This is a genomic window from Microbacterium zouquanmingi (assembly GCF_052266675.1).
GTDB lineage: Bacteria > Actinomycetota > Actinomycetes > Actinomycetales > Microbacteriaceae > Microbacterium.
The window spans coordinates 500,063-514,608 of the sequence record NZ_JBQPRA010000002.1 but is presented as its reverse complement, the minus strand read 5'-3'; the positions used below and the strand labels follow the sequence as shown (position 1 = coordinate 514,608).

The window sequence follows — 14,546 nt, the reverse complement described above, 5'->3', positions numbered from 1 at the left end:
GCACGCCGAAGACCGGACGGATCAAGACGACAGGTCTTCACAAGGGCGATGCCGTCCCCGGTTGCGAGAAAGTCGATCCGATTCTCGTCGCCGACAAAGTAACGCGGCGCTTCGGCGGTCTGACCGCCGTCGACGTCGATCACATCGAGGTCCCCCGTCACGCCATCACGGCGCTGATCGGGCCGAACGGTGCCGGAAAGACGACGTTGTTCAACCTGCTGTGCGGCTTCGACAAGCCGAACACCGGCAAGTGGAGCTTCGACGGGCACCAGCTCTCGGGCATCCCCTCGTTCAAGGTCGCGCAGATGGGGCAGGTGCGCACATTCCAGCTCACCAAGGCGCTCTCGCTGCTGACCGTGCTCGAGAACATGAAGCTCGGGGCGCCGGACCAGAAGGGCGAAGGGTTCCTTCCCGCTCTGATTCCGGCGATCTGGCGCAAGCAGGACACCGAACTCGAAGCGAAGGCGATGGACCTGCTCGCCCGGTTCAAGCTCGACACGAAGGCGTCCGACTACGCCGCCAGCCTCTCGGGAGGTCAGCGCAAGCTGCTCGAGATGGCGCGCGCGCTGATGCGCGACCCTTCGCTGGTGATGCTCGACGAGCCGATGGCCGGTGTGAACCCGGCCCTCACCCAGTCGCTGCTCGACCACATTCTCGACCTCAAGGATCTGGGCATGACCGTGCTGTTCGTCGAGCACGACATGAACATGGTCCGTCACATCGCCGACTGGGTGATCGTGATGGCCGAGGGACGGATCGTCGCTGAAGGTCCGCCACAGACCGTCATGCAGGATAAGGCCGTCATCGATGCCTACCTCGGCAGTCACCAGGACGTCGACCTCGGGGTCGTCACCGGGCGCTACAAGGGCGAGATCGATGAGTCTGCCAGCGAGATGCTCGAGGAGATCCGCGAGGAGCATGAAGCCGCGGTTCAGGCCGCCGAGGAGGACAAGCCATGAGCACGCCAACTGCCCCCGCAGCCGAACAGACAGCCGCGCAGCCCGTCGGGGACATCGTCGTCGAGGTCAAGGGCCTCACTGCGGGGTACCTGCCAGGGGTGAACATCCTCAACGACACGAATCTGACGGCTGCGAAGGGCGAGCTGGTCGGCATCATCGGCCCCAACGGCGCGGGCAAGTCGACGCTTCTGAAGGCGATCTTCGGACAGGTGAAGGTGCGCGGAGGCGAAATCCTCGTGAACGGCGAGAGCATCGTCGGGCTGAAGGCCAATGAGCTCGTGCAGCGCGGTGTGGGGTTTGTCCCGCAGACGAACAACGTGTTCCCCTCGCTGACCATCGAAGAGAATCTGCAGATGGGGATCATCCAGCGGCCGAAGGCGTACAAGGAGCGGCTGGAGTTCGTCACCGGCATCTTCGCCGAACTGGGCGCCAGACTGAAGCAGCGCGCGGGGTCGCTGTCGGGCGGCGAGCGCCAGATGGTCGCGATGTCGCGAGCGCTGATGATGGATCCCTCGGTGCTGCTGCTTGATGAGCCTTCGGCTGGACTGTCACCGGTGCGCCAGGATGACGCGTTCATCCGCGTCTCCGACATCAACAAGGCGGGCGTGACAACGATCATGGTCGAGCAGAATGCGCGCCGCTGCCTGCAGATCTGCGACCGCGGCTACGTTCTCGACCAGGGCCACGACGCCTACACGGGAACCGGTCGGGAGCTGCTCAACGATCCGAAGGTGATCGGGCTCTACCTCGGCACGCTCGGGGAGGACTGAGGCGCGCCCCGCCCGCGTGCGTCGCGTCCGCGTTGCGCGCCCGCTACGCGCGGTGCGGGATGGATTTCACGGCTTGGATGCTGTTTGCGCCGTGATTTCCATCCTGCGCTCGGCCATGGCTCGCCGAAGCTGCGCGACAAAAGCATCCCGCGCACCCGCGGCCAGGTCGGCCTCCGTGAGGTGAAGACTCACCCATCCGGCGGCGGTGAGCGCGCGGTGACGCTGGATGTCGCGCCGCCACTCGTCTTTGTCAGTGCGGTGCCCGTCACCGTCGTATTCGATGCCGACCTTGAGCTCGGGGTAGGCGAGGTCCGGGCGGGCGATGAGCTCGCCCTCCACGCGAACCTCGAACTGCACCACTGGTTCCGGGAGGCCGCTGTCGATGATCAGTAGGCGCGCCTCGATCTCCGAGAGCGTCGCCATCGGTTTTCCTGGTCCGAGGTCTGGATGGTTCAGCGCGGGCGTCACCAGAGCGTCGATCATGACGATGGCTTGATCGACGGTGAGATCCGGCGCGCACATGAACATTCGGCGGTGTCGTGCCGGTCGGGACGACCACGTCGATCTCTTCGCCCTCTTTCCATCGCGTCGGCAGCGGCAGCCCCCATAGCCGCGCGGCGGTCGTTCTGCCGAATCGTTGCCCGGGTTTGAGCCGCAGCGCGCAACACCTCACCCGGTCATCGAACGTCTCTGGCATCGTCATGGAGCGGACGCCGGTGTACGGGTGGACAACCCACCCAAGCCGGCCCTGTGCAGAACGAGTGACGCGCGCCCAACCCGTCGCGTAGCGCCCTCCCCAGCCCCGAAATCCATCCCGCGCGCGCACGCCCGCGCCGAACGCGGCCGGGCGCGCAGAACGCGGCCGGGCGCGCAGAAGGGCCGGATGCCGCGGCATCCGACCCTTCGCGCACGTATCAGTTGATACGGGTGTGAGTGTTGTCGGCTCCGTACTGGAAGACGCCGATGGTCGCCTCGGTCGGGTCGCCGTTCTCATCGAACGTGATCGCGCCGGAGTATCCGTCGTAGTCAGCAGTGCCGCCGTCGAGGATGATCTGTGCACAGTCCGCGAAGGTGTCGCACTTCTCACCGTCACCCGAGCCGCCGGAGACCTCCTGGAGGGCACCTGCGATGTCGGTCGCATCCGTGGAGTTCGCAACCAGCGAGGCGAGTGCGAGCAGAACCACCGCGTCGTAGGACTCCGCGGCGTAGTTGAAGTCGACGAGCTCCTTGCCCGACTGCTCCTGCCACTGGTCGATCAGACGCTGCTGGAAGTCATCCGCGAGCACGGGCCCGGGCTGGGTTCCCTTGCTGCCCTCGATCGAGACGGGCATGTCGGCACCCCACTGCTGCGTGTTGCCGTCGACGAAGTAGAACTTGCTGCCGTCGAATCCGCTCGAGATGAACGCCGGAACGATCGTCGAGGTCTCCTCGAATCCGATCACCGCGACGGCGTCCGGGTTCTGCGCGAGGATGGTCGAGATCTGCGCGTCGAACGAGGTGTCGTTGGCGTTGTACGCCTCGGATGCCACGACCGTGCCGCCGCCCGCCTCGAAGTTCTCGGTCAACGACTTCTCAAGACCCGAGCCGTACGCGTCGTTGAGGTAGATGATCCCGAGGTTCGCGTGGCCGTCGATGCCGATCTCGCTGGCGAGGACCTCGCCCTGGAGCAGGTCGCTCGGAGCGGTGCGCCAGTAGAGGTTGTCATCGGGCCATTCGGTGAAGTCCGGCGAGGTGTTGGCCGGCGAGAAGGTGATGACACCCGCGCTGACCGCCTGGTCGAGGAAGAGCTTGGTGACACCGGACGATGCCGCACCGATGATCGCCGAAACGCCCGAGTCGAGCAGACGCGGGACCGTGGTCTCGAACGCCTTGTTGTCGGGGTCTCCGGAGTCTCCGTATTCGACCTCCACCGTGATGCCGAGATCTGCCTCATTGATCTCGGCGACGGCAAGACCGACGCCTGCTTCCTCGGGCGGGCCGAGGTAGGCGAGCTGACCGGTCTGCGGGAGGACCGTTCCGATGCTGAGCGTGAGTGCTTCACGATCAGTCGGTGCCGCCGGCTCTTCGGCGTCGCCGCCGCCGCCACTGCTGCACCCTGCCAAGACCATCGCGCCCGCGCTGATCAGGGCGATGCCGCCGATGACCTTTCGCGTACGCATGTGTGTGAAGACGCTCATGCTGCTCCCTTGCTATTCATGATCGCGACGACTCGGGCGTCGTCCGTGCCCTTAACGTATACGCGAAGAGGTCACGCGTGTGTTGCGATGCGTTAACGGTGTGTCCGGCGCGATCGCCTGGCCGCCAGAGCGAGGTCGATGAGGAACACCCCGACAGCGACCCACACGATGATGAATCCGATCCAGCGCTCGGCCGGCATGGGCTCGTGCAGGATGAGCACTCCGGTGAGGAATTGCATGATCGGAGTGATGAACTGGATCATCCCGATCACGGTGAGGTTGATGCGGCGAGCGCCCGCGGCGAACAGCAGCAGCGGCACTGCGGTGGCGATGCCGGCGAACAGCAGCAGCAGCGTGTGTCCAGTGCTGACGTTACCGAAGGTGATCCCGGTCGTCTGCGCGACGATGATCAGCTGCACGGCCGCAACCGGCAGCAACCAGAAGGATTCGAGGGTGAGGCCGCTCACGGCATCCACCGCCGGTCCGACCTTCTTCTTGACCAGGCCATAAAGCCCGAAGGATGCTGTCAGCGACAGCGCGATCCACGGGAAGGCCCCGTAGCCGATGATGATGACGACCACAGCCAGCACAGCGACGCCGATGGCGACCCACTGCAGTCTGCGGATGCGCTCGCGCAGCACGAAGACGCCCAGCAGGACGGTGAAGATGGGGTTCATGAAGTACCCGAGAGACGTCTCAACCACTCGCTCGCTCAGCGTGCCGATGACGAAGACCTGCCAGTTGATGTAGATCAGCGTCCCCGCCAGCGCCGTCCACCCGAGGAGTCTGGGCTGCCGGATGATCGCGATGATGCGCCGCCATCCCCTGGCGAGTGTGAGCAGCAGTAGGCAGAACACGAACGAGAAGACGACGCGCGCCGCAACGATCTCCCAGGGACCTGTGGGCACGAGCAGCAGGAAGTACAGCGGAAGAAAGCCCCAGAGCAGGTAGGCGGCGGTGGCGTATGCGGCCCCTGTCGCCCGGGTCCGCGGGGATGCGACGATGCTCACTGCTCCACCTTAGGGCCCGGATCGGAGGCGCTACTGCGCGTTCAGAAAAATAAATCCGTCGAATTGACTATTACCTCTGGCGCTCTACGCCGAACAGTTCTATAGTGAGCCCCACCCCAGCAGTTCGAACTACCTGAACCGAGCCGCACACGCGGTCTCGGCTCATCCCAGCGACATGAGCGAACCTTCTTTCCTGGTCGCGATTGACGTCGGCAACAGCAGGGTTTCAGCTGCCGTTGCCCACGGTTCACGCGAGCCATACGATAACCCAGCTCTGTTCTCGTTAAGCGCTAACGAGCCCAGTGCTTCTTCTGCTGTGTACATCGCAGAGGACGGCACGCTGTTCTTCGGCGACGAGGCCGCGCACTACGGATCGACGAGTCCGCACCGGCTGGTCCGTGAATTCGCCCACGACGTCGGCGACGATGTCCCCGTGCTGATCGGTGAACACGCCGTACTCGCAGAGGACATCGTTGCGCGGCTGTGCGCCTGGATCGTCGATGAGGTCACCGCGGCAGAGGGCGAGCGCCCCGCGCTGATCGCCATCACTCATCCCACATCCTGGGGCGGACACCGCCTGTCACGCCTTCGCGCGGCCCTCGAGCGCGCGGGCATCGATGCACCCGTGCTGGTGAGCGAGTCCGAAGCATCCGCTCGACAGTCCGAGACGGTCCTTCCCCTCGATCCGGGGAACATGCTCGCGGTCTACGACCTCGGCGGCACCCGGTTCGACGCGCGTGTCCTGCGCCAGCGTTCCGGGGGGCGTTATCAGCCCGTCGGCGAGCAGGTGAGCATTGAGCACCTGGGAGGTGCGGACTTCGATGACGAGCTGATGCGCCATGTGCTCGCCAGCCAGAGCACTGATGTCTCCGACGCACCACTGGCTGCCTTGGCCGAAGTGCGCGGCGCGATCGTCAAGGCCAAAGAGCTCCTCTCCTCGGCGGGAGATGCGACAGTGCAGCTCGGCGCGCTCGCCGGTGGCGCGAGCGTGCGCATCACTCGCTCAGAACTCGAAGGCATGATCGTCGATGACCTCGACAAGACCGTCGAAGCCCTCGACCTCGCGATCGAGTCGGCAGACGCACACGGAGATCGGCTGAAGGGGATCGTCCTCGCCGGCGGGTCCTCTCGCACTCCGCTGGTCGCCCAGCGGCTCTCCGAACGGTTCGACGTCCCGATCGTCGCGGATGCTGATACGAAGGCCACCACGGTACTCGGCGCCGCGCGCATCGCGCGCGACCTGATCTCCGGCGTCGATGCCCCCGCCGACGCAGCCCCGGCGCCGAGCGCACGCACAGCGCGAGCCATTGAACAATGGACCGGGAAGAAGCCTGGCCAGGAGACCGAGCAGGAGGAGCAGGACGAGTCGGAGAACCAGCCGACGAGGGCCGCCGCGTTCGTGCGCACATTGTTCGCCAAGCCGTCTCGAACGACCTCTCCTGCGCTGCTCGCTGTGGCTGCGGTCTTCATCGCCGCCACGATCGTCCTCAGCAACACGACAGCCGCTGGCACCCGTTGGCCAGACTTCATCACGGAGGCGGCATCCAAGATCATGAGCCTGCCGAAACCTCTCGGTACTGCGCCGACGAAACCGTCGCCGGCTCCGAACCCGGCGCCGGCCGCACCCGCGACCCCCCAAACTCCGGCCGCAGAGTCGGGCATCCTTCCGGTGAGCAGCACGAAATCGGATGCTGGCGCGAAACAGACTCCGCCCAAGACCAGGCAGTCCGGGCCGAAGGTGGAACCGACCTCGCCTTCCAACGATTCCGGAGGCACACCGGGGTCTGGTCCGGTCACTCCCGGTTCGACCAACACGAGCAGCGATCCCACCACCGGCGGCCAGACCGACACCACGCAGCCTCCGGCAGACACAGGTGGTACGAGCGACACGACCACGACGCCTCCGCCGGACACCACTCCGACAGACCCGATTCCCGAAGACACGAACCCGCAAGACCCCGCCCCGGAAGACACCACCCCCGACGTCTCCAACCCGACAGACCCGACCGCTCCGCCCGCTGACACGACGCCACCACCAGAGAACCCTGCACCGGAGAACCCGACCCCGGTGTCAGAAACCCCTGAAACAGCCCCGACGACCAGCGAACAGCCCTCAGGTCCGGTAGCCACGCCCACCTGATCGGAGACGCCTGATCATGCTCGCCGAGCAACAGCGACAGCCCGCGACGACGTACGACGATTCCGCGCGCGCCACATCACGTCGGTTGTCATTGCCCGCACTCTGGGAGCACATGATCGGTCCGGCGCTCGAAGCCATCGACGATTCTGCTCCGCGTGCGCTGGTGGTCGGAAACGCCGGGTCGGGAAAGTCTACGACCCTGCGCCATCTGCATTCGCTGCTGACAGAGCGGGCCCGCGATGCCGTGTACATGCGCCCTGGCCCCGCGGATATCACTGAGGTTCCGCGCTCCCGCGTGCTCATCGTCGACGACCTGCACCGACTCGGCGGCGATCAACTGGCACAGCTGCGCATTCGCGCGGCAGACCCGGATGCGTCCCTCATCGTCGCGCTGCGCCCAGCGCGCTGGGACGACACGGTCGCCGAGATCTCGCAGCATCTCGAGCAGCATCATCCGAGCGTCGTCCTCGGACACGTATCGCGCGCCGACCTGCTGACGCATCTGTCTCAGCATGATCTGCGCATGTCGGAGGCATGCCTGAGCGACATTCTCGAGATCACCGGAGGCGTGTCCTGGCTGGTCAGCGAGGCGCTGCGCGCCCACGATGACCGCGACTGTCGAGGCGGTGCGGCGCACAGCGAACTGCGCATGGCACTTGAAGAGCGGATCGCGCACCGATTGAGCATGACCGCACCAGGCCTGCGCGCGCAGATCGAGCGGATCTGCGTCTCAAACGCCGGGATGCCGGACGCTGCTGATGAGTCCGGCGACCATGCCCTGCACGGTTACGCCGAAGGGCTTCTCCTGCGCAACGGACAGCCTGTTCCGCTCGTGCGCATCACTGTGCAGGCGGGGATGCCAGCCGGTCGCCTGATCGCGCTGGATGCCGCCGTCGCCCACATAGCGGGCGCGACCCCGGGCGACCCGAGTCCACCGGGCGAAGTGCTGATCCGATATGCCGATACGCTTCTTCCCACGCATCCGAAGCGCGCCGCAGAGCTGTACGAGGGCGCCATCCGCTCCGGTGAGGATGCTTCGCTGCTGGCCGGACGACGCGCAGAAGCCGCGTGGGCGGCCGGGGACCTCGACACCGCGAGTGCGCTCGTGGACGAAGCAGGCCCGTTGACGGGTCCCTCCGCAGGTGCTCATGACCGCGACAGGCTCGCCGACACCACAGCAGCGATCTGGGCGGCACGCGGAATGATGGAGCAGGCCCACACCGTGTATCAGGTCACCTCGCCCTCCGGTCCGCTCTCCGCCGCCCGCGCGCGCATCGCTTCACTCGGCATCGGCATCGCTTCGGACACAGCTGCGGACGCCCCCACCACGACCGAAGATTCCGCCATCCCCTCGACTCTCGGCGTCGCGATGCGCCTGCTGCGCCGCGGACTCGATGCCTCGCTCGCGCCGGAGCAGGCTGAGCCGTCGCTGTCAGATCTCGTGCGCGCATCAGAGATGTACACGACCTCGCATGAGGCATCCGGCATTCCGGAACTGCCCGCGGTCATCGCGGCGATCGTCGCGTTGAATCTCGGCGCACTCGCCACAGCGTCTTCCGTCATCGACGATGCGATCGCGGGTGGGCAGGGCGGGCCATGGGCACGCCCCCGTCTGTTGCTGTGGCGTGCGTGGATCGCCGTGGAGCTCGCCCGGCCGGGTGAAGCCCGCGATGCGCTGGCGAGCGCCACTGCCGCGCGCTCCCCGCGCGACCTTCTGCTTGCGGATGCCGTGCGCGTCGCGATCGCGCGCCGCTACGAGGACGCCGCAGGGTTGGAAGCAGCCTGGCGTCGAGCGAGGGCGAGCCTGTTGCGGGTGGACGTCGATCTGTACCTGCTGCACCCCCTGGCCGAACTCATCAGCTCCGCATCGCGGGTGGGAGACCCCGAGAGGATCCGTCCGCAGTTCGAGCGAGCGCTCCAGCTCGTGAACCAGCTGCACGATCCTGCACTGTGGTCTGCCCATCTGCGCTGGGCGGGAATCCAGAACGGCATCCTGCTGAACAGCCCGGAATCGCTGCGCCCGCACGCGAAAGCACTCGTGGAAGCCTCGGCGCACAGTCGCATCGCCAGCACCATGGCGAAGGCGGGACGGGTCTGGACCTCGGTGCTCGGCGGCACCGTCGAGGCCGAAGCCGTAGAGAAGGCGGCAGAGGATCTCGCGTCCATCGGTCTGGTCTGGGATGGCGCACGCCTCGCCGGTCACGGCGCCGCCAGGTCGCAGGACCGCAAGGTGTCCGCACGACTGCTCGCCTGCGCGAGAGAACTGCACCCGATCGACGGGTCGCGTCGGGCGATGGCAGCGAAAGGCGGCGATGCGACGACCCCGACGAAGAGCACCCCACAGGAGGTGCTCAGCGAACGCGAGCTCGAAGTGGCACGGCTGGTCATCGAAGGGAAGACCTACGCCGAGATCGGCGAGACGATCTTCATCTCGCCCCGCACTGCCGAGCATCACATCGCGCACATCCGGCGCCGGCTGGGTGCGAGCTCACGCTCCGAGATGCTCGCGCAATTGCGGCAGCTCATCGGGACTGACCGCGGCGCCGGCACCCCGCACCCCGGCGAAGACGGCACACCCCCCTAGTTCCACGGGGATGTATCGGGGTCACCCCCGATGATGCGAGCATCGCGGCGCAATACGCTCAGATGAGCTCCCCGATAGTGAACCATTGTCAGAGCAAGGCGAAGAGGCAACCTCATGATTTCACCTGTAGAGACCATCGCAGATGCGCTGATCTCGTTCATACTCAGCCTTCTGCACGATCCGGATGCCGCGGAAGAATTCACCGCTGATCCGGAGGCGGCGATGATGCGCGGCGGCGTGCAGAACGCCTGCGTCGCGGACGTGCGCGCGGTAGCGCCAGTCGTCATGGATCACCCGTCGGTCACACCGCGCCCTCCGCACCCTGGGCCTCCCGAACCGCCGTCGCCTCCCGACCCGGTGGTCAACGAGATCGTTCGCTTGGTGAGTCAGTTCACCACGATCGATGCCCGTTCGACGATCGTCGACCAGTCGGTGAACCAGAACATCTGGACCGACGGCGGCGATGTCACGCAGATCTTCGATCAGGACGCCGTGGTCGCTTCGGGCGATGAATCGGTCGCAGCCGGCGATGACGCCACGCTCACCGATACCGACACCGACATCACCACCGGTGACATCAGCATCGGCAACGACGAGTACAACGACTCGAACAACACCGACGGTTCCGATAACTCCACGATCGACGATTCGTTCCAGGACAACTCGCAGACCGATGCATCCGTCGACGTCACGGTGGAGGATTCGTTCCAGGACAACTCCACCGACGCGGGAACACAGGCACAGGTCGCCGCGACACCAGAGCTCTACGAACCGGTAGTGGCCCACGAGGAGCCAGCGGACGTGCTCGAGTCCGACATGGCCGCAGCTCCTGCGGAATCCTATACAGAGGATGCCTCCGGCGTCGTCGTCGAAGACGAGCCGATGATCGAGGAGCCGGTCGAGCAGCAGTGACCATTCAGTCCAACCCCGCTCCCGGCGACGGGAGCCCGCCGAGACGAGAGGCCCCCCAGCGGCCTCTCGTTCGCGGCGCGAACGAGGCACCGGTGTTGGTCAAGGTGCCGCCGCCCTTCTCGATCAGGCTGAGTCAGTTCTTCTGGATCATGAGCTTCGCGGTGGGCGGGTTCACCGCGGTGTACTTCTTCATCATCCGACAGGATCTGCTGCCATTGATCGCCGATGTCGCCAAGGGAGTGACCGAGGGTCGAGATGAGGCGACGTACAAGTCCGCGGCCGACATCATCTTCTGGATCGTGTTCACGGCGCTCGTTGCGATCCTGCTCACACAGATCGTGCTGATGGTGTCGTTCATGGGACGACGGCCTGGCACACGGTGGTGGCAGCTGGCCACCCTCGCCGTGCAGGCGCTCGTCGTCGTGCTCTCACCGGAGTGGGTTGCGCTGGGTCAGCAGGGTCAGCCACTCCCACCGCTTCTTACCGCTCAGGCGGCGCTTGTTCTTCTCGCTCTGCTCGCCAGCGTCCTGCCCCGCGCCATCGCCTGGACCGCCCGACAGCATGACGTCCGTCGGGGCCCAGAGACTCCGGCCGGCGCCGACTTCTGACGCGACCTCCTCGAGGCTGCGAAGAATCGTCCGGCACACCCCGACCGCGGCGCGCTCTGCCCGCGGCGACTGGCTCAGGCTCCGCCAGTGATCGATCTTCTCCGTCACGCTCGCGCGGAGCGCCTCGGCGTCAGCATCCGCGGGTAGACCGAGACGTGTGTGTACTGCGGTGCCGTCGACGCCGGCGATGCGCTGGGCCTCTTCTGCATCAGCATCCGACACCGGCAGACCGTCTGAGCGGGCGAGCGCGAGCAGCGCGAGCTCGCGTAGAGTGTGCGCACTCATCGTGATGCGCTCGATGCCGGCGTGCACCTCGTCCAGGCCCTCCGTGGGGTGGGCGCGCAGCAGTTGCTGAAGCTCCAGCAGCACCCCGCGGGTCTTCAGCGTCGCGGCTCTCGTGTGGAACTGCGCGGCGACGAACTCCTGCAACTCGATGAGCCCGCTCTGCTGCACCATCTGATCGGACAGTTCCGTCGAGGTGCGCGCACCGCCTCGGATGAGCGCGGTCGCCAGACGCACGCCGAAGATCCCGAACCGTGCGAGGAGATCTTCTCGCACGGTCGTGCTGAGCGTCGTCGTCGTGGAAGGACCTGCGAATCGGTCTGCCGAGATGATCAGCTTCTCACGGTCGGCGCGGTTCAGGCCTGAGAGCTCGCGAAGGGCGATGTACTCGCTCTCGCGGAGTGTGCGCGCCCCCTCGGCGAGAAGGCCGGCGACCGGCACGACCCGGAGCACCAGTGAGGCGAGGTCACCATCGCGCTCGTATCGCTGGGCTACTCTGCCGGCCGAGAGCAGCGAGTCGATGCGCCCCGCGCCGATCTCGTCCGACCGGGACAGCACCCCCACCGCACACACCGTCTGCGCGGCTCCTGCCGCGGTGTCGCGGAATGCCTCGAGGAAGTGCACGTCGGCGCCGTGCAGATGCCGCATCAGATACACGACGGCATCCGCTGTCGACGGCGACTCGTCGGGGGTGAGGAAGCTGTGGGTGCGCGCAGAAGTCGCTTCAGACAGCGAACCGATGCCGGGCGTGTCGATGAGGATGACTGATCTCAGTCCCTCCAGCGGCCAGCCGACGTCGATCCATTCGACCTCCTCGGCTGAGAGCCCTCCGAGCGAGAGCACGAGCCTGCTGCCGTCGCGGCGAATCGGCATCCGACGCGGCGGGCCGACTCGCGGATGCAGCGTGATCGTCGGCGTGGCGCTGTACCGGTACCAGGTGACGACCTTGGTGCATTCTCCGGTGTCGGTCGGCGCGATCTCCTCGCCGAGCATGGCGTTCAGGAGGGTGGACTTGCCGGCCTTGACCATTCCGGCGATCGCCAGTCGGAGCGGCTCGTGCAGCCTCGTGCGCAGCCGTTCAAGCCCCGCCAGAACCGTCGAGTGGCGATGGTAGACCGTGGCAGCGGCGCTGAGCACGCGGTCGGCGTCAGCGATGACGTCTGTCATCGCGCGGTCCCGGAGTGCGCGGTGTCCTCAGCGGGCTGCGCGGACGGCCGTGCCGGGAGGCCGCGCCGCACGGGCGCTGGTGGGAGCTCGGGGATCAGGTCGCGGAGGCCGTCGAGCATGGCGATCTTCTCCTGCAGGGCGATCACCCGCTCATCACGTGTCGCGGTGAAGCTCCCCGCGGCCGTCTTCGCCGAGTTCAGTGCTTCAGAGAGCGAACGGTGCAGTTCCTCTGCCATCGAGCCGAAGTGATCGCGGGCAGTGCGCTGCACAAGGCGCAGCCGGTCCTTCAGCTGCTTTCCGACCTGGAAGATGACCTCATCGATGTACCGCCGCACGAGCAGCTTCGCTTCCTGCTGGCGGCGTGCCAGACGGGCGTGCATGTCCTCGCGGTAGGCGCGACGCCCGACGAGGATGCCGGCGAGCAGTGAAAGCGGATTGATCAGCGCCATTCCGATCAGACCGGTCGCGAGCCCCACCATGAGAACCCCACCGTAAGAGCCGCGCACACCGATGTAGATCTTCTCACCGGCGCCCATGCGCCCGGGGTCAAGGCCCGAGATCGGCTCGACGGGGTCGAGTACGCCTTCCGTGCTGCCGACATCGATCGCGGGGATCGCCGATTCACCCTCGCTGAACAGGTCGGCGACCTCTTCAGAGAGCCAGCGCGAGCGCTCGTCCGTCCACACGAACGTCTCGGTCACCGCGGAGGTCGCTCGCTGATCGATCCATTCGCTGATCTGGTCCCAGATAGGGCCAGGATCTCCCTCGTCGATCGCTCGCTCTGCCTCGCGCTGCACCGTGCGAAGGCGGTCGCGCAGGTCATGCTCCATGTCGGCGATGAGGTCGCTGATGCCGTCGGTGAGGGTGACCTGCCAGTGGGCGGAGCGCCCGCGGAACTCGTCTGCCTTCGCCTTGGCCTCTTCGAGCTCGGCGATCATCCGCGGGGTGTCCTGCGGGTTGCGCAGCGCGTTCAACTCGGCGCGCATCGAGATGGCGAGCTGCTCGACCACCGAGAGCAGATCATGCACTGCGCTGCGCTCATGGATCACTTCGGCCCGACCGAGCACCTCGCGGCGCAGGTGGGCTACGAGTGCGGGGAAGCCGGACTCGTCGTTGAGCTCACGGTCCTGCAGCTCGGCTGCGAGCAGACGGAGGTCGCTCGATACCGAGAAGATCGGCACGTCGTCGCCGACGCCTTCGAGGTGGCCGCGGTCGATATCCTCGACCTGACGCCATTCCGGATACAGATCGGTCTTCGCGAGCACCGCTGCCACATTGGGCGAGACGCGCATCGCGTGCTTGAGGAACTGCACTTCCGGTTCGGTGTACTCCTGTGAAGCGTCGGAGACGACCAGCACCGCATGCGCAGTGGACAGGGCCGACAGGGTCGTCAGAGCATTCGACGAGTCGAGTCCGCCGACGCCGGGCGAATCGATGAGCTTCAGTCCGCCCTTGAGGAGCTCGCGCGGAAGCAGCACCTCTGCCGCGAGGAGGCCCCGCTCGTTGGAGGGGTTCCCCTGCTCTGAGACGTACTGTGCGAGATCGCTCAGTTCGATCTCCTCCCGCTCCACTGTGCGCACGGGCGGTTTCTTCGCCGAAGATCGCGTGGCCGGCGCATCCACTCGCCGGAGAACCCAGGCAGATGACTCCTCGCCGTATCCGACGGCGAGCGGCACACTCGTGGCGATATCGTCGTCGACCGGGCACACCGGCGCGTTCACGAGCGCGTTGATGAGCTTGCTCTTGCCCTGCTTGAACTCGCCGACGATGATCACCCGCACGGCGGGGTCGCGCAGCCGTGCGCTGGTGTGCTCGAGTCTTTCCGCGAGATCGGCGCGCCCTGTGGACGCGGCGATATCGCCAACGTCGCGGACGACGTCGACGATCGGTGTGACCTCGAAGTCTCTGTTCGGCACGTGAACTCCCCTGTCGTTCGC

At 66.3% G+C, this 14,546-nt stretch carries 10 protein-coding genes; 5 read left to right on the top strand and 5 right to left on the bottom strand.

The window, feature by feature from the left end; all coding sequences use genetic code 11:
• Positions 1–20 precede the first annotated feature (20 nt).
• Together ACTU6V_RS06515 and ACTU6V_RS06510 are read left to right on the top strand one after the other, a co-directional pair.
• On the top strand, positions 21–959 hold the full coding sequence (locus tag ACTU6V_RS06515) for an ABC transporter ATP-binding protein (RefSeq protein WP_443467900.1): 939 nt from the start codon (positions 21–23) through the stop codon (positions 957–959).
• A complete protein-coding gene (locus ACTU6V_RS06510) occupies positions 956–1,729 on the top strand; it encodes an ABC transporter ATP-binding protein (protein WP_443467382.1) in 774 nt (257 codons plus the stop codon). The genes ACTU6V_RS06515 and ACTU6V_RS06510 overlap by 4 nt, the downstream gene beginning before the upstream one ends.
• Positions 1,730–1,795: 66 nt before the next feature.
• Here the strand turns inward: ACTU6V_RS06510 and ACTU6V_RS06505 are convergent, their stop codons facing one another.
• The 3 genes from ACTU6V_RS06505 to rarD form a co-directional block, all read right to left on the bottom strand.
• Positions 1,796–2,251: a putative endonuclease domain-containing protein gene (locus ACTU6V_RS06505; protein WP_443475264.1), complete on the bottom strand. Its 456-nt coding sequence runs from the start codon at positions 2,249–2,251 to the stop codon at positions 1,796–1,798.
• Positions 2,252–2,643: 392 nt separating this feature from the next.
• Positions 2,644–3,906: an ABC transporter substrate-binding protein gene (locus ACTU6V_RS06500; RefSeq protein WP_443467384.1), complete on the bottom strand. Its 1,263-nt coding sequence runs from the start codon at positions 3,904–3,906 to the stop codon at positions 2,644–2,646.
• 92 nt (positions 3,907–3,998) lie between these two features.
• On the bottom strand, positions 3,999–4,916 hold the full coding sequence (rarD, locus tag ACTU6V_RS06495; RefSeq protein WP_443475263.1) for an EamA family transporter RarD: 918 nt from the start codon (positions 4,914–4,916) through the stop codon (positions 3,999–4,001).
• Positions 4,917–5,232: 316 nt separating this feature from the next.
• On the opposite strand from rarD, the gene ACTU6V_RS06490 reads away from it, so the two are divergent.
• The 3 genes from ACTU6V_RS06490 (at position 5,233) to ACTU6V_RS06480 (ending at position 10,552) form a co-directional block, all read left to right on the top strand.
• Positions 5,233–7,056 carry an Hsp70 family protein gene (locus ACTU6V_RS06490; protein WP_443467386.1) on the top strand — a complete coding sequence of 608 codons (1,824 nt, stop codon included), beginning with the start codon at positions 5,233–5,235 and terminating at the stop codon, positions 7,054–7,056.
• A gap of 16 nt (positions 7,057–7,072) precedes the next feature.
• Positions 7,073–9,640 carry a LuxR C-terminal-related transcriptional regulator gene (locus ACTU6V_RS06485; protein WP_443475262.1) on the top strand — a complete coding sequence of 856 codons (2,568 nt, stop codon included), beginning with the start codon at positions 7,073–7,075 and terminating at the stop codon, positions 9,638–9,640.
• 114 nt (positions 9,641–9,754) lie between these two features.
• Positions 9,755–10,552, top strand: a complete 798-nt coding sequence (locus tag ACTU6V_RS06480) for an IniB N-terminal domain-containing protein (RefSeq protein WP_443475261.1) — start codon at positions 9,755–9,757, stop codon at positions 10,550–10,552.
• 428 nt (positions 10,553–10,980) lie between these two features.
• Here ACTU6V_RS06480 and ACTU6V_RS06475 read toward each other — a convergent pair whose 3' ends face one another.
• Positions 10,981–12,609, bottom strand: coding sequence for a dynamin family protein (locus ACTU6V_RS06475; RefSeq protein ID WP_443475260.1), 1,629 nt, complete (start codon positions 12,607–12,609; stop codon positions 10,981–10,983).
• Positions 12,606–14,525: a dynamin family protein gene (locus ACTU6V_RS06470; RefSeq protein WP_443475259.1), complete on the bottom strand. Its 1,920-nt coding sequence runs from the start codon at positions 14,523–14,525 to the stop codon at positions 12,606–12,608. Before ACTU6V_RS06470 ends, ACTU6V_RS06475 begins: the two co-directional genes overlap by 4 nt.
• Between the last annotated feature and the right edge of the window lie 21 nt (positions 14,526–14,546).

What these genes read in the sequence shown, in the direction of transcription:
- ACTU6V_RS06510 (WP_443467382.1), top strand. Translation starts at nt 956, where the DNA reads ATGAGCACGCCAACTGCCCCCGCAGCCGAACAGACAGCCGCGCAGCCC.
- ACTU6V_RS06505 (WP_443475264.1), bottom strand. Translation starts at nt 2,251, where the DNA reads ATGTGCGCGCCGGATCTCACCGTCGATCAAGCCATCGTCATGATCGAC.
- ACTU6V_RS06500 (WP_443467384.1), bottom strand. Translation starts at nt 3,906, where the DNA reads ATGAGCGTCTTCACACACATGCGTACGCGAAAGGTCATCGGCGGCATC.
- ACTU6V_RS06485 (WP_443475262.1), top strand. Translation starts at nt 7,073, where the DNA reads ATGCTCGCCGAGCAACAGCGACAGCCCGCGACGACGTACGACGATTCC.
- ACTU6V_RS06480 (WP_443475261.1), top strand. Translation starts at nt 9,755, where the DNA reads ATGATTTCACCTGTAGAGACCATCGCAGATGCGCTGATCTCGTTCATA.
- ACTU6V_RS06475 (WP_443475260.1), bottom strand. Translation starts at nt 12,609, where the DNA reads ATGACAGACGTCATCGCTGACGCCGACCGCGTGCTCAGCGCCGCTGCC.